Raw genomic sequence first — 14,240 nt, 5'->3', positions numbered from 1 at the left:
TGTTTTGTTGTTCTAGGCCTCGGACTTCTCGAAACGACGCGCGTCCATCGCGATGGCGTCCGGATCCAGGTTATCACCATTCAGATACGCCGCGACCATGTCGGCCACAAGCGGCGCGAACAGCCAGCCGTTGCGCCGCGCGCCGACGGCCAGCATGACGCCGGGGGTCCGGCTCCAGCCCACCAGCGGCAGGCCGTCAGGCGTGGTGACGCGGACGCCGACCTCGACCTTGGCGGCGTCGAGATCCAGGTCCGGGCGCAACCCCCAGGCCGCCGCGCGCAACCCTCGAGTCGCGGAGGCGTCGGGCGCGAGGTCGTCGCGGCCAACCTCCATGGTGGCGCCGATGGCCAGATCCTCGCCCGGCGCCAGATAAACGCCCTCGCCCCGGACCACCACGTTACCGACTTCGCCGGAGACTCTCAAAATCTGGCCCTTGATCGGCGCCAGGACCTTGGTCTCAGGCGCCAGGTGGCCGTCGCGCAGGCCGGGGCCGGTCGCCAGAACCAGGACGTCGAACGCCTCGGTGCGGCCGTCGGCCAGCGTCAGGGCGCCCGGCGCGAAGGCCTCGACGACTCCCGTCTCGAACCGCGCACCCGCCGCCTCCGCCGCCACGCGCATCGCCGCCAGGGCGGGTTGCGCCTCGAGGCGCCAGTCCTCGGTCGTCACGTCGGTATCGGGCAGACCGAGCGCTGCGAGTCGCGCGCCGACCTCGCCGCGCCAGGCCTCTGATCCCTCGAAGCGCACGCCGGCGCGAGCCAGGGGGATGTTCAGCTCCAGAGCAAACGTCGCCCAAAGATCGCGCGCCCGGCGCATGATCGCCAGGTGTCCGCGCGAGGCGGGGTCGAACAGCGCCTCGCTGACCGGCGCCAGCATGCCGGCGGCCACGCCCGAAGCATTGTCGCCCGGCGCGGCCGGATCGAAGACTGTGACCTTGAAGCAGGCCCGCGCCAGGCGCAGCGCCACGGCGGTTCCCAAGGCGCCGGCCCCGGCCACGGCGACACGCGCGCCAGAATGAAGTTTCATGGCGCGCAAACACCTTCCAGACGCGTGAACGTCAAGTCCGGAACGACCATGTTGGTTACTCGATCTATTCATCATTAACGATAGTAAATCGAGCGCGACACTTTGGCGCGAAGACCCGTTCCGTGCACGTCCGGACGTGACGATGCAGCCAAGCTGTGTCTATACCCGTTAACATTGGCATGAAGGCCGCCGAGCGGCGCAGATGGAATAGAGGCGGATGAACGATCGACCCGCAGTCGAACCAGCCCACCCCGTTGATCTCTATGTGGGCGCCCGGCTGAGAATTCGCCGCAAGATGATGGGACTTTCCCAGACCCAAGTCGCAGACGCTCTGGGCATCACCTTTCAGCAGATCCAGAAGTACGAGCGTGGCGCCAACCGAATCAGCGCCAGCAAGCTCTATGATGCCGCCAAGTTGCTGCAAGCGCCTGTCTCCTACTTCTTCGAGGGCCTCGAGGACACCGACGGCGGCATCGACGACGGTTTCGCCCAGCGCATGACCGAGTTCGTCTCCACGCCCGAGGGCCTTGAGTTGGCCAGCCTCTTCCCTCGCCTGTCGGACCGCCGCCTGCGCCGCCGGGTCGTCGATCTGGTCCGCGCCATGGTGGACGACGACGCGCCCTAGACCGCCGCCGCTCAGTACCGCTTTCGAAAGGCCCGCGACGTGTGAATCGCGGGCCTTTTCGCGTCTGGAACCGCCCCCTCTCGCCCGCCGTTGATCCGGCGACGGAGCGGTGAAGGGGCCAAGGACATGCCACGCGACACGGTCGAGCTTCAGCCGGTCTCACCCGGCCTTCTCTATGTCAACGACGACGATCCCGGCTTGCGGCGGATCAAGAGCGGCGCGGGCTTCGATTATCGCGATCCAGACGGCGCCCGGGTCGACGACGCAGGAACCCTCGATCGCATCCGCGCCCTGGCCATCCCGCCGGCCTGGACCGAGGTCTGGATCTGTCCCTCGCCGCGCGGCCACATCCAGGCCACCGGCCGCGACCAGCGGGGCCGCAAGCAGTATCGCTATCACGACGGCTGGCGGCGCGACCGTGACGGACTGAAGTTCGGCCGCATGATCGCTTTCGGCCGCGCCCTGCCCAAGCTGCGCGCCAAGGTCGAGAAGGACCTCGTCCTGCGGGGCCTGCCCCGCAACAAGGTGATCGCCGCGGTGGTGCGGCTGATGGAGCTGACCCTGATCAGGATCGGCAATGAAGCCTACGCACAGGAGAACAAGACCTTCGGCCTGACGACCCTGCGCGACCGGCACGCCAAGCTGTCCAGCGTCGGCGGCACATTCCAGTTCAAGGGCAAGAGCGGCGTGGTCCACACGACCGGCTTTCGCGATCGGCGCCTGGCCCGCATCGTCAAGGCCTGCCAGGACGTTCCGGGTCAGCGGCTCTTTCAATATCTCGACGACGACGGCCAGCGGCGCTCGGTCGAGAGCGCCGACGTCAACGCCTATATCCGCGCGGCGATGGGGGAGGACTTCTCGGCCAAGGACTTCCGCACCTGGGCAGGCACCCTGGCTGCGGCGCGCGCCCTGTGCCTGACCCCCAAGGCGGCCAGCGCCACCGAGGCCAAGCGCAACGTCAACACCTGCGTGAAGGCGGTGGCCGGCCTGCTGGGCAACACCGCCGCGGTCTGCCGGGGATCGTACATCCACCCGCTGGTGCTGGAATCCTATCAGCAAGGCGTCCTGCCGCTGAAGCCCGGCCGGTCGGAACGCGCCTTCGAACTGGCCACCATCCGCTTTCTGGAAGCCGCCCAGGCCTCGTGCGCCGAAGCTTAGCGGAACGCCCCCGCGCCGAGCGTCGTTGAGTCGGCTCGAACGGAGAAACGCCCATGGCCGCCGGCCGTCCCACCTGGCAGGGCCACCTGCGCCTGTCGCTCGTGACCTGCCCCGTCGCGATGTACACCGCCACCGATGCGCGCAGCGACGTGCACTTCAACATGCTTCACAAGAAGACCCACAACCGGATTCGGATGATCCCGACCGACCCGGACCTGGGGCCGATCGAGCGCGCAGACATCGTCAAGGGCTACGAGTACGAGAAGGGCGAATACGTCGTCATCACCCAGGACGAGATCGACAGCGTGCGGCTGGAAAGCACCCGCACCATCGACATCGAAACCTTCGTTCCGGCGGCCGACATCGACCGGCTCTACTGGGACAATCCCTACTTCCTGGTCCCCGACGGCAAGCTGGCCGCCGAGGCCTATGGCGTGATCCGGGAGGCCATGACGAAGGAGGGCCAGGTCGCCCTGGGCCGCGTGGTTATGCACCAGCGCGAACGCCTGCTGGCCATCGAGCCCCGCGACAACGGCATGGTCGCCTGGAGCTTGCGCAACCGTCGGGAGGTTCGAGAAGCGGCGAGTTATTTCGACGCCATCCCCGACAAGAAGCCCGACGCGGCGATGATCCAGATCGCCCAAAAGATCATCGAGCAGAAGGAAGGCCCCTTCGATCCCGAGCAGTTCAACGACCGCTACGAGGACGCCCTGCGGGCGCTGATCAAGGAAAAGCAGAAGGGCAAGGGCCGCAAGGTCTCCGCGCCGACGGAGCCGGAGGACACCAATGTGGTGGACCTGATGGAGGCCCTGCGGAGCAGCCTGGGCAAGGCCCCGGCGGAGGCTGGGGCGTCGGCCAAGAAGCCGGCGGCGCAAAAGGCCGCGCCGAGGAAGAAGGCGGGTTAGCTTCATTTCTTCCACGTCATCCCGCGCTTTATGCGCGGGACCCATTTGTCCGCCGCAAGGGCGGAGCGGAATGGAATACTGATGTAAAAGCTGAACCATGGGTCCCGCGCATAAAGTGCGGGATGACGTGGTCGAGTTTCATTTGGCTTTGGCTGAACCTAGCTTCTTGATCGCCGCCGCCAGGTCCCGCTCGCTCTCGCCATAGGCGTCCCAGGCGTCCAAGTCCTTCACCATCCCCGGAACTGTCCGGATATTGAACCGCGCTGGATCTAGCCCCTTCCTCACCTGAGTCCACGCCACCGGCCACGACACCGGCGCGCCCGGCCGACCGCGCGGCGACAGCGGCGCCACCGCCGTGCTCATCCGGTCATTGCGCAGGTAGTCTAGGAAGATCTTCCCGCCCCGGTCCTTCTTGGCCATCGAGATCAGGTACTGGTCTGGGCTGTCGGCGACCATGCGAGCGCAGACCTCGCGGGCGAAGGCTTTGGCGGTGGGCCAGTCCACCTTTGTCCCCTTCAGCGGCGTGACCACGTGCAGGCCCTTGCCGCCGGTGGTCTTGCAGAACGGCACGAGGCCCAGCGCCTCCAGCCGGTCGCGGATCTCGCGCGCCCCTTCGACCACGACGTCGAACGGGACGTCCGGGGCCGGGTCGAGGTCGAAGACCAGACGTCCTGGGACCTCCGGCGCGCCCTCCCGACAGTTCCAGGGATGCAGCTCGGTCGCGCCCCACTGGGCGGCGGCGACCAGGCTCTCGACGGTGTTGAACACCAGATACGGCTTGCGGTCGCCACTGACCGTGACCTCGTCGATCAGGGCCGACACGCCCTTGCCCGAATGGCGCTGGAAGAAGGTCTCGTGGCCGATGCCGTCCGGCATGCGGATCACCGAGCAGGGCCGGCCCTTGACGTGCTCAAGCATCCGGGGTCCGACGGCCTCGAAATACTCGGCCAGATCCAGCTTGGTCCCCGGCGTCCCGTCGCCGGCGTCGGGCCACAGCGGCTTGTCGGGATTGGAGATCGCCACGCCCGACACCGAGGCCTTGCCGCCGACGCGCTTCGGCGCGGCCGCCGTCTTGGAGGCGTTCTGCGGCTGGGCCAGTTCCACGCTCTCTACCGGCGCCGGCGCCTCGGCCGCGACGGCCTTGGCGGGCTTGTCCTCGCGTAGTCCCTTGAACGACGCCTGGCGCACCGAGCCGTCTCCCGTGAAGCCGGCGAACTCTATCTCGGCGACAAGCTCTGGTGCCACCCAGTGGATGCCAGCGCCGCCGCGCGGGGCGCCCTTGCCGCCGAACGGCGAGGTCTTGCGCGCCAGCTTTTTCAAGGCCGGCATCAGCTTGGCGACCTTGTCGCGGCCATAGCCTGTGCCGACCCGGCCGACATGGGCCAGCTGACCCTCGTCGTTGTAGATGCCGACGATCAACGAGCGAAAGGCGTCGCCCGTCGTGGTCCAGCCGCCGATCACCACCTCGTGGCCAGCGCGGCACTTGGCCTTGGTCCAGGTCGCGCCCTTGCCCGAGCGGTACGGCCCGTCGAGCGCCTTGGAAACCACGCCTTCCAACGACATGCGGCAGGCCGATTGCAGCACAGCCTGTCCGCCGTTGGTGAAGTGCTCGACATAGCGGATGCGCTCGCCATCCACTGGAAGCAGCGTCTTCAGCCGGGTCTTGCGGTCCGACAGCGGCAGGCCCGTCAGGTCCTGGCCGTCGGCGTGCAGCAGGTCGAAGGCGAAGAAGATCAGGTCGTCGGTCTTCTCCTCCGACAACGCCGCCTGCAGACCCGCGAAGCTGGGCGAACCGGCCTCATCCAGGGCGACGACCTCACCGTCGATCAGAGCGTCGGGCAGGGCCTTGGCGTCCTTGATCAGTCGCGGGAAGCGCTGGCTCCAGTCGAGGCCCGTCCGGGTGCGCAGGGTCGCCTTGCCGCCCTCGACGCGCAGCTGCATCCGGTAGCCGTCGAACTTGATCTCGTGCACCCAGCCATCGCCACTGGGCGGCCGATCAACCAGCTTGCACAGCTGCGGCGGGACAAAGTCCGGTATGGCCGCCTTGGGCGCCGCTAACTTCGTCGGCTTCGCGCTCGACTTGGCCTTGGCAGGCTTGGCCTTCAGCGCGCCAGTCTCTTCAGCCGCCTTCTCGGCGCTGGCTTCAGGCGAATTCGTGCTGCTCCAGACCGCGTCCGGTGTCGGACCAGCCTTGGTCATGAACGGGGTCGGGGCCTTCCCCTTGCCGGCCGCGATGTCTTCCATCTTGCGCCCCGAGGCGATTGAGAAGGACGTGTCTTCGAGGAAGTCGAGGTCGCCTTCGATGGCGAAGGCGTCGCGGTGCTTGATCAGCAGCCAGTTCTCGCGCTTGCCGCCCCCCGACTTCCCCTTGGCGAACTTGTCGTTGTTGATCCTGACCAGGACCCAGCCGCCCTTCATCCGCTCGCCGGCGAAGACCAGCTTGATCTCGCCCTTCTTCAACCCCTTCTCCAGGTCGAAGCCCGGCTCCGGCGCCCACCAGCCTCGGTCCCACAGCATCACCGTGCCGCCGCCATACTGGCCCGCCGGGATCGTGCCCTCAAAGTCACCATAGGCCAGCGGGTGGTCCTCAACATGGACGGCTAGGCGCTTGTCGTGCGGATCGCGCGACGGTCCGCGAGTCACCGCCCATGAGAGAAAGACGCCCTCGTGCTCCAGCCGCAGGTCGTAGTGCAGCCGGGTGGCGTCGTGCTTCTGGATGACGAACCGCGCCCGCGCCGAAGCCGCGACCTCGGCTTCACCCGAGGGCTCGGCCGTGAGCTGGAAGTCGCGTTTGGCCTGATAGGCGGCCAGCTTGGGCGCGGGCATGGCGGTTATTCGCCGTCGAAGACTTGCGGGCGCACGTCATCCTCGTCGACGCCATCGCCAGCGTCGGCTTCTTCCTCGAGGTCGATGATCTCGTCGTCGTCGAGATCTTCGCCGATCAAGGCGTCGTCGTCATCCTCGTCGCCCTCGGCCTGGGTGACGTCCAGCACGTCGGGCAGCTCCTCGAAGGTGCGGAACTCGCCGTCCTTGCCGATGACATCATCGTCCATGGCCTCCGCGCCGTCCTGTTCGTCGTAGCCGTTGTCGATGTCGGTCATGGCGGTCTCTCCTGTGCCTGAAGGAGAAATGGTTGGAGACGGGCGGCGTTCCGGACGCGCAACAGATCCCCTTTTCCCGAACGGGGAGAAGGATGAGCGCTCATGCCTCAGGGCGCAGATCGCCCCGATTCCCGTGCAGAATCACCGACTACGCGAGTCGCCACATGGTCCACTTCCGAGACCACCATTAAGCCTTTTGCCCCAAACTTGACCGTTCCGGAGGCGACGATTCCGAAAAAATCCCCGTCGCACGGGCGTTTTGCCCCCATGAATCGGCGTTTTAACCTTCCCTAACGGGTGACAAACGCGATCGGTCTCGTCAGGCTCGCATTTCCCTGATTCACAGGAATGAGCTTAGAGATGACGAACGTTTCCGATCTGGTCGACGCCGCTGTCGCCGCTGACGACAAGCTGACCAAGACCCAAGCCAAGGCCATCATCGACGGCGTCTTCAAGTCGATCTCCGACGCCGCCGTGAAGGGCGAAGAAGTCTCGATCCCGGGCTTCGGCAAGTTCAAGGTCCAGGCCAAGCCGGCCCGCACCGGCCGCAACCCGGCCACGGGCGCGACCATCGAAATCGCCGCCAGCAAGAAGGTCGCCTTCACGCCGGCCAAGCAACTGAAGGACGCCGTCAACGGCTAAGCTTTCAGCGGGGAGCGGGCCGCAAAGTCTGCTCCCCGACGCTTCTATTCACGCGCGACGTTGAGCCTCATGCCCTTGTCGCGCGTGAAGACTATCTAGAACAAAATAAGAACGATAACGTGCTTCGCATGGCCGTTCTCGATCTCAGACGTAAGCTCGCTATCCTCTCCGACGCCGCCAAGTACGACGCGTCCTGCGCCTCGTCCGGGGCCGCGAAACGGAACTCCGTAGGCGGCCAAGGGATCGGCTCGACCGAGGGCATGGGCATCTGCCACGCCTACGCCCCCGACGGTCGCTGCATCAGCCTGCTGAAGATCCTGCTGACCAACTTCTGCATCTACGACTGCGCCTACTGCATCAACCGCGTGTCGTCGAACACGCCCCGGGCGCGGTTCACGGTGAAGGAGGTCGTCGACCTCACCCTGAACTTCTACAAGCGCAATTATATCGAGGGGCTTTTCCTGTCGTCGGGGGTCATCCGCACGGGCGACTACACGATGGAGGAGATGGTCCGGGTGGCCAAGTCGCTGCGGCTGGATCACGACTTCCGCGGCTATATCCACCTGAAGCTGATCCCCGAAGCCTCGCCGGAGCTGGCGGCCGAGGCCGGGCTCTATGCCGACCGGGTGTCGATCAATATCGAGCTGCCGCGCGACGACGATTTGGCCAAGCTCGCGCCCGAAAAGAGCCCCACCGGCATCAAGCGCGCCATGGGCCGCATGCGCCTGGCAATCGACGACCACGCCGAACCCGCGAAGAAGGCCGGCCGACGCACTTTCGCGCGTAGCCAGTCGACCCAGCTGATCGTCGGAGCCGACGCGGCCAAGGACGGGGACATCCTGGCCCGCAGCGCCAACCTTTACGGCGCCTACCGCCTGAGCCGGGTCTACTACTCCGCCTTCAGTCCGATCCCCGACGCCAGCCACCGCCTGCCCCTGGCCCGGCCGCCGCTGCTGCGCGAGCATCGCCTGTACCAGGCCGACTGGCTGATGCGGTTCTACGGCTTCGAGCGGCCAGAGATCGTCGCCGAGGGCGAGGACCTGGACCTCACCGTCGATCCCAAGACCAGTTGGGCGCTGCGCAACCGGGCCTCTTTCCCGGTCCACGTCCAAACCGCCGACAGGGAGACGCTGCTGCGCGTCCCTGGCCTGGGAGCCAAGGCCGTGGGACGCATCCTGACGGCCCGCAGGGTGACGCGCCTGACCCTGGATGACCTCAAGCGGATCGGCGCTGTCCTGAAGCGCGCCAGGGCCTTCGTGGTCACTGCCGACTGGACACCCGGGGCCTTGACCGATGGTGAGAACCTGAAGGCCGCCCTGGTGAAGCCCCAGCAGTTGAGCCTGTTCTGATGCGGGTCGTGCGGCTGGCGTCCGAGATCGACTTCGCCGGCTGGCGCACGGCCGCACGGACACTGAGGGCCGAGGGTGTCGAGCCGCAGGCGGTGGTTTGGACCGTGGAGCGGGAGCTGTTTGGCCTCGACGCCGCGCCAGCACCGGCCGACAAGCCAGCCAACTTCACCGTTCCCGCCACCTTCGTCGAACTGGCCGAACAGGTGATCCAGAACCGCAGCGCCGACCGTTTCGCCCTGCTCTACCGCATCCTCTGGCGGCTGGAGCGAGAGCCTAGGCTGATCGACAACCCGGCCGATCCCGACATGGCCCGCGCGCGCGACATGGCCAAGGCCGTCAGCCGCGCGGCGCACAAGATGAAGGCCTTCGTCCGCTTTCGCCTGATCGAGGGCGCGGCCACCGAGACCTATGCCGCCTGGTTCGAGCCCGCCCATCGGGTGACCGAAGCCACCGCCCCGTTCTTCGTCCGCCGCTTCACCAACATGGACTGGACCATCCTGACGCCCGACGCCTGCGTGGCCTGGGATCGCGAGCGGCTGATGGTGTCCGAAGGCGCCGATCCAGCCGACGCGCCGTCCGAGGACGCTCAGGAGGAACTCTGGCGCACCTACTACGCCTCGATCTTCAATCCGGCCCGCCTGAACCCCAGGCAGATGCGTCAGGAGATGCCCAAGCGCTACTGGCGGAACTTGCCCGAAGCGGCGCTCATTCCGGAACTGATCGAAACAGCCCAGGAACGCGCCGCCACCATGGTCGCCGCCCCGACATCCAAACCGCCAGAGCGGAAGCTGAAGGCCGCCCTGCGCCACGCTCGGGACGCGTCGTACGACGAGTCTATGCCCACCGCCTTGGACGACATCGCCGCCGGGATCGAGGTGTGCCGCCGCTGCGATCTCTGGCGCGACGCCACGCAAGGCGTACCGGGCGAAGGCGCGGCGCATGCGCTGTTGATGTTCGTCGGCGAACAGCCGGGCGACCAGGAGGATCTGGCCGGCCGCCCGTTCGTCGGACCGGCGGGCCAGGTGTTCGACCAGGCCCTGGCGGAAGCCGGCGTGGCGCGTGACCGGACCTATGTCACCAACGCCGTGAAGCACTTCAAGCACGAGCTTCGCGGCAAGCGGCGCATTCATAAGACTCCCGATCGCGGCGAGGTCACAGCCTGTCGATGGTGGCTGGACGCCGAGCGGCGGCTGGTGAAGCCGCGGGTCGTCGTCATGCTGGGCGCCACGGCGGCGCTGGGCGTGGTCGGAAAGCCGACGCCGATCGCGGCCAATCGGGGCAAGGCGTTGCCGTTGCCGGACCAGGCCAAGGGCGTCGTCACCTATCACCCGTCGTTCCTGCTGCGCGTGCCGGACGAAGACGCCATGACGCGGGCCTATGCGGACTTCGTGGACGATCTGCGGCTGGCGGGGCGACTGGCCGGACTAATTTGACTTAGCTCGCTCGCTTCACGCTGGAGAACACCGCGTCGAGCTCCGTGCTCAGCAGCTCGATCCGGTAGGGCTTAATCAGCACCCGCCGGCCCTCGTTGGTCGCGGCGGCCGCTGCGGCGCTGTAGCCGGTGGTCAGGACGACCGGCAGGTCGGGCCAAAGCCGCGAAATGTCGCGCGCCAGGTCCAGCCCGCCCATGTCGCCCGGCATGACCATGTCGCTGAACACCAGATCGAAGGCGATATCCTGGCGCAGGATCTCCAGGGCCGACAGGGCGTCGCTGGCCCGGACCACGTCGTAGCCTAGCTCGCGCAACATCTCCTCGACCAGTTGGGCGACGCTGTCATCGTCCTCGACCATCAGGATGCGCCGCGCCTCCGGACCGACCTTACGCAAGGCGACGGGCGCCGCGTCTTGCGCCATGGCCTTGGTCGAGCGCGGTATCCGCATCCAGATCGTCGTCCCCTCGCCCAGGACGCTCTCGATCCCCGCCTCGCCGCCGGACGAGCGCGCGAAGCCGTAGACCTGAGACAGGCCCAGCCCCGTGCCCTTGCCGACAGGCTTGGTGGTGAAAAACGGCTCGAACAGGCGGCTCAGCACCTCGGGCGCCACGCCGACGCCAGTATCGCGGATCGATAGCCGTACCATGTCGCCCACCCCGTCGGGCTGGCCGGACGGCTCATTGCGGCCCTCGATGGTGATCGCGCCGCCGTCCGGCATGGCGTCGCGGGCGTTGATGGCGATGTTCAGCACCGCCACCTCCAGCTGCGAGGCGTCAACCTCCACCCGCCACAGGTCGTGGGCCAGCCGGATCTCGACCTTGATGTCCTCGCGCAGGGAGCGATCCAGCAAGGTGTGCATGCCGTTCAGGCATTTTCCGATGTCGACCACCTCGGGCTTCAACGGCGCGCGGCGCGAGAAGGCCAGGAGTTGCTGGGTCAGGCTGGCGCCGCGATCGATGGCCTGGCGGATGCCCTGGCGCAGGCGCTCGCGGCGGGTGGGATCGGTGGTCCGCTCCAGCAGGTCCATGCCGCTGGAGGCGACCATCAGCAGGTTGTTGAAGTCGTGCGCCACGCCGCCGGTCAGCTGGCCCATGGCCTCCATCTTCTGCGACTGGCGCAGGGCCTCCTCGGCCTTCTGGCGCTCGCGGGTCTCGCGGCTCAGGCGGCGATAGGCCTCGGCCTCACGCGCGCTGGCCGCGCCCAACACGGCGACGAGCAGCGCCGCCATGACGATCAGCAGCGCGAAACCGGCATAGCGCATGGCCCGGCGGCCAGGCGATTCCAGCACTGTGCGGAGATAGACCGAGCCCAGCACCGTCTCGCCCTCCTTGACCCGCGAGGTGAGGACCAGGCGCGCGCCATCGTTGCGGGGCTGTCCCAGGACGTTGCGGGTCGGCGGCGGCGGGGCCCCGGTCCGTACGTAACTGGCCGCCAGCTGGCCCTGCATGTCGTAGGCGGCCACCGCCTCGACATCGGGATTGGAACTCTGGGCGCCGACATATTCGCGCGCCGCTGAGCGGTCGTCGAAGGCCAGCGGCGCGGCCATGCTGCCCGCCAGGATTCGCAGTTGCACCTCCGCCTGCCGGAAACGCTCCTGCTGGCCCAGGCGCTCGTTGTAGACGGCCAGGGCGAAGGCGGCCGCGACGATGGCGATCGCCAGCCCGACCGCCATCGAAACGGTCAGGACCGGGCGCCAAGTCACACGGCCGCTCGCGGTCTTCATCTGCCGCTCTCCTTGGGCTGCGCGGCCAGGGCCAGCAGCTTGGAACTTACGGTCAGCCCGGCGGCCTGGGCGGCGTCCGCCCGGATTTCGAAGCGGAGACGGCTGTCGATCATGACGAACTGGATCACGGCGCCGGGCGCCTCCAACCCCTCGTCGGCCACCGTCAATACCGGCTGGCCGGCGACCATGGCCATCACCTGCTGCGGGGTCTGCCCCCGGGAGGCGGCGAGGAACAACATGTGACAGTCCGGGCTCCTGGCGACAGCCGGCAGGCGGACCACGATGACCGGATGCTCGCCGACCCGCGCGCCGCGCGCGGCGTGATCGACCACGCCGCCAAACGGATCATGACCGGCGATGCATAGGCGGAAGGGGCTGGAGGGAGCCTCGAACGCGGTCGCGGGCCAGTCGACGAAGGGCGTGAACTTGTAGAGATAGCCGGCCTTCAGGGCATAGTTGGCGTTACGGCCTTCGGTTATCGGCGGCGCCTGGCGGCCTTCCGCCTTCGGCGTCGAACGAGCCCTCTCGACCTGGGGAGCCGGGAGAGGCTCGGCCGCCCCGGCCACGCCAGCCATGGCGCACAGTACGCCTACCGTCGCGATCAGGCGCAACGGCAAATAGCGCCATCCAGGGGTCAGCCCCGGGGCGCACGGCGGGAAGCCCAAGACCATACGCCAGTCCCCCTCGGCGGTTTGAACGCGAAGCACGACCGTTTCGATCCCATCCCCATGACATTTTGGAGGCAGGCCCGTGAGGCCTTTCAGCGCAGGGGGTAGATAAGCAAAAAGCCCGGGGCGAAGCCCGGGCTTTCATGTCTGCGATGGTACCGCCTCTCAGGCTTGAACTGAGGACCTCTGGTTCCACAAACCAGCGCTCTAACCAACTGAGCTAAGGCGGCGCATCGCGAGGGAGTGTCTTTAGTCGGACAGGCTCCCCGGATCAAGCGCCGAAACACGCTCTTTTCACAAGAAAGCGCACGTTCATTGGCGACGCGTTTTTCCAAGGAAAACCCGCTCACCCTCGTTTTTGGCGTTTTTCAAAGAAAACGCCCCGGAGCCGAAACTCCGGGGCGCTTCTTTTGGTGTCGCTTGGATCCAGGCCCTATTGCGGGACTTGGAACACCAGCGGGACGGTCACCTGTCCACCATCGACGGGCGCGCCGTCGAGGGTTTTCGGCTTCATTCGGAACAGGCGCGACAAGCGGATAGCCGCATCGCCGAAGCCCATGTCCGCAGGCGTTTCCGAAACGATCGAGCAGCTCTCGAGAGTGCCTTTCGCCGTGACGGTGCACGAGATCGTGGCCTTGCCGCTAACTTCCATCCGCTGAGCGCGGTCGGGGAAGTAGCGGGCCATGTCGTCCGCGCTGGGCTTGCGGGCCCAGTCAGGACGGGTCACGACCGAAGCGCGAGCCGGCGGAGCCGTCGGCACCGGAGGAACCGCGGAGATCACCGGCGGAGCCGTGGTCTCGACCCGCTTTTCAACGGGCGGGATCGGCAGCGGCGGCGGCGGCGCGACGTCCGGGGGCGGAGCCACCGGGGGACGCGGTTGCACCACTGCCGGAGGCGGCGGCGGTTCGTTGGTCGGCGGCGGCGGCGGCGGCGGCGGAGGCGGCGGCGGCGGCGGCGGAGGCAGCTCCACATCCACGGCCTCGTCCGAGTACTGCTGCATCACCGCTTCGAACTTCTGCTTCGCCAGGTAAGCGAAGAGCAGTCCGTGCAGACCGCAGACGACGACAAGAGCGACGCCAAACGGCCCCATACCCTTCTTGCGACGCGGACCTTCCGAGGTGAGCGGATCGTAGTGGCGATGCTCGGGCGTTTGTTGTTCAGCCATGCAGCACCCCTACCTTAGCTATCATCCCGGCCAACGAGAGCGACGCTGTAGAAGCCGTTATCCTGGAGGGTGTTCATAACCTCCATGAAAGCCCCGTAGCGAACCTTTTCGTCGGCCCGGATGAAGATGCGCTCCTTAGACGGGTCACGTCGGCCCATACCTTTGACGATATCCTGACCCATCTCGTCGATGGAGGTCTGGTTGTCACCGATGTAGAGCTGCCCCGTCGACTTGATCGAGATATAGACCGGCTTCGGCGGGTTGGGAGTTGCTTTCGCCACCGCCGCGGGCAGGTTCACTTCGATCGACACGGAGGCCAGCGGAGCCGCCACCATGAAGATGATCAGGAGAACCAGCATGACGTCCACGAAGGGCGTAACGTTGATCTCGCTGTTCTGTTCGACGTTGAACCTGTCGCCCCCACCGCCTGAGAGTTTGGCGGCCATGG

General features: G+C 67.0%; 13 protein-coding genes and 1 tRNA gene. 6 read left to right on the top strand and 8 right to left on the bottom strand.

The annotated features are described in order from the left end of the window. Positions 1 to 12 precede the first annotated feature (12 nt). Positions 13 to 1,023: an FAD-binding oxidoreductase gene (locus CSW62_RS06990; protein ID WP_099576435.1), complete on the bottom strand. Its 1,011-nt coding sequence runs from the start codon at positions 1,021 to 1,023 to the stop codon at positions 13 to 15. 217 nt (positions 1,024 to 1,240) lie between these two features. Here CSW62_RS06990 and CSW62_RS06985 point away from each other — a divergent pair, with 217 nt between their 5' ends. The 3 genes from CSW62_RS06985 to CSW62_RS06975 all read left to right on the top strand — a co-directional run bounded on the left by CSW62_RS06985 (position 1,241) and on the right by CSW62_RS06975 (position 3,711). Continuing rightward, the gene (locus tag CSW62_RS06985; protein WP_099576434.1) at positions 1,241 to 1,648 is read left to right on the top strand and encodes a helix-turn-helix domain-containing protein; all 408 of its coding nucleotides are present in this window, start codon (positions 1,241 to 1,243) and stop codon (positions 1,646 to 1,648) included. 126 nt (positions 1,649 to 1,774) lie between these two features. Next, the gene (locus CSW62_RS06980; protein WP_099576433.1) at positions 1,775 to 2,806 is read left to right on the top strand and encodes a DNA topoisomerase IB; all 1,032 of its coding nucleotides are present in this window, start codon (positions 1,775 to 1,777) and stop codon (positions 2,804 to 2,806) included. Positions 2,807 to 2,859: 53 nt separating this feature from the next. Continuing rightward, complete coding sequence (locus CSW62_RS06975; RefSeq protein WP_099576432.1) at positions 2,860 to 3,711, top strand: Ku protein; 852 nt, start codon at positions 2,860 to 2,862, stop codon at positions 3,709 to 3,711. Between the two features lie 138 nt (positions 3,712 to 3,849). Here CSW62_RS06975 and ligD read toward each other — a convergent pair whose 3' ends face one another. Next, complete coding sequence (gene ligD / locus CSW62_RS06970) at positions 3,850 to 6,537, bottom strand: DNA ligase D (RefSeq protein ID WP_099576431.1); 2,688 nt, start codon at positions 6,535 to 6,537, stop codon at positions 3,850 to 3,852. Positions 6,538 to 6,542: 5 nt separating this feature from the next. Beyond that, positions 6,543 to 6,812: a hypothetical protein gene (locus tag CSW62_RS06965; RefSeq protein ID WP_099576430.1), complete on the bottom strand. Its 270-nt coding sequence runs from the start codon at positions 6,810 to 6,812 to the stop codon at positions 6,543 to 6,545. Between the two features lie 360 nt (positions 6,813 to 7,172). On the opposite strand from CSW62_RS06965, the gene CSW62_RS06960 reads away from it, so the two are divergent. The 3 genes from CSW62_RS06960 (at position 7,173) to CSW62_RS06950 (ending at position 10,236) form a co-directional block, all read left to right on the top strand. Continuing rightward, on the top strand, positions 7,173 to 7,454 hold the full coding sequence (locus CSW62_RS06960; protein ID WP_066682603.1) for an HU family DNA-binding protein: 282 nt from the start codon (positions 7,173 to 7,175) through the stop codon (positions 7,452 to 7,454). Positions 7,455 to 7,573: 119 nt separating this feature from the next. Continuing rightward, positions 7,574 to 8,803 (top strand): putative DNA modification/repair radical SAM protein, encoded by a 1,230-nt coding sequence (locus tag CSW62_RS06955; protein ID WP_099576429.1) that lies wholly within the window; start codon positions 7,574 to 7,576, stop codon positions 8,801 to 8,803. After that, complete coding sequence (locus tag CSW62_RS06950) at positions 8,803 to 10,236, top strand: UdgX family uracil-DNA binding protein (RefSeq protein WP_099576428.1); 1,434 nt, start codon at positions 8,803 to 8,805, stop codon at positions 10,234 to 10,236. The genes CSW62_RS06955 and CSW62_RS06950 overlap by 1 nt, the downstream gene beginning before the upstream one ends. A 1-nt stretch (position 10,237) precedes the next feature. On the opposite strand, the gene CSW62_RS06945 is transcribed toward CSW62_RS06950, so the two are convergent. From CSW62_RS06945 to CSW62_RS06925, 5 genes are all read right to left on the bottom strand, one after another. Beyond that, the gene (locus CSW62_RS06945; RefSeq protein WP_099576427.1) at positions 10,238 to 11,959 is read right to left on the bottom strand and encodes an ATP-binding protein; all 1,722 of its coding nucleotides are present in this window, start codon (positions 11,957 to 11,959) and stop codon (positions 10,238 to 10,240) included. Further along, positions 11,956 to 12,666: a YfiR family protein gene (locus tag CSW62_RS06940; RefSeq protein ID WP_233206624.1), complete on the bottom strand. Its 711-nt coding sequence runs from the start codon at positions 12,664 to 12,666 to the stop codon at positions 11,956 to 11,958. Before CSW62_RS06940 ends, CSW62_RS06945 begins: the two co-directional genes overlap by 4 nt. Before the next feature lie 114 nt (positions 12,667 to 12,780). Then, a tRNA-His gene (locus tag CSW62_RS06935) sits at positions 12,781 to 12,857 on the bottom strand. A 203-nt stretch (positions 12,858 to 13,060) separates the two neighbouring features. Then, complete coding sequence (locus tag CSW62_RS06930; protein ID WP_099576425.1) at positions 13,061 to 13,792, bottom strand: energy transducer TonB; 732 nt, start codon at positions 13,790 to 13,792, stop codon at positions 13,061 to 13,063. Positions 13,793 to 13,806: 14 nt separating this feature from the next. Next, positions 13,807 to 14,238 (bottom strand): biopolymer transporter ExbD, encoded by a 432-nt coding sequence (locus CSW62_RS06925; protein ID WP_099576424.1) that lies wholly within the window; start codon positions 14,236 to 14,238, stop codon positions 13,807 to 13,809. Between the last annotated feature and the right edge of the window lie 2 nt (positions 14,239 to 14,240).

Source organism: Caulobacter sp. FWC2, assembly GCF_002742625.1.
Classification (GTDB): domain Bacteria; phylum Pseudomonadota; class Alphaproteobacteria; order Caulobacterales; family Caulobacteraceae; genus Caulobacter.
This window is presented reverse-complemented; position numbering and strand designations above follow the sequence as displayed.

Excerpts from the sequence above, each read along its gene's own strand:
- CSW62_RS06990 (WP_099576435.1), bottom strand. The coding sequence starts at position 1,023 with ATGAAACTTCATTCTGGCGCGCGTGTCGCCGTGGCCGGGGCCGGCGCC.
- CSW62_RS06985 (WP_099576434.1), top strand. The coding sequence starts at position 1,241 with ATGAACGATCGACCCGCAGTCGAACCAGCCCACCCCGTTGATCTCTAT.
- CSW62_RS06980 (WP_099576433.1), top strand. The coding sequence starts at position 1,775 with ATGCCACGCGACACGGTCGAGCTTCAGCCGGTCTCACCCGGCCTTCTC.
- CSW62_RS06975 (WP_099576432.1), top strand. The coding sequence starts at position 2,860 with ATGGCCGCCGGCCGTCCCACCTGGCAGGGCCACCTGCGCCTGTCGCTC.
- ligD (WP_099576431.1), bottom strand. The coding sequence starts at position 6,537 with ATGCCCGCGCCCAAGCTGGCCGCCTATCAGGCCAAACGCGACTTCCAG.
- CSW62_RS06965 (WP_099576430.1), bottom strand. The coding sequence starts at position 6,812 with ATGACCGACATCGACAACGGCTACGACGAACAGGACGGCGCGGAGGCC.
- CSW62_RS06960 (WP_066682603.1), top strand. The coding sequence starts at position 7,173 with ATGACGAACGTTTCCGATCTGGTCGACGCCGCTGTCGCCGCTGACGAC.
- CSW62_RS06950 (WP_099576428.1), top strand. The coding sequence starts at position 8,803 with ATGCGGGTCGTGCGGCTGGCGTCCGAGATCGACTTCGCCGGCTGGCGC.
- CSW62_RS06945 (WP_099576427.1), bottom strand. The coding sequence starts at position 11,959 with ATGAAGACCGCGAGCGGCCGTGTGACTTGGCGCCCGGTCCTGACCGTT.
- CSW62_RS06930 (WP_099576425.1), bottom strand. The coding sequence starts at position 13,792 with ATGGCTGAACAACAAACGCCCGAGCATCGCCACTACGATCCGCTCACC.
- CSW62_RS06925 (WP_099576424.1), bottom strand. The coding sequence starts at position 14,238 with ATGGCCGCCAAACTCTCAGGCGGTGGGGGCGACAGGTTCAACGTCGAA.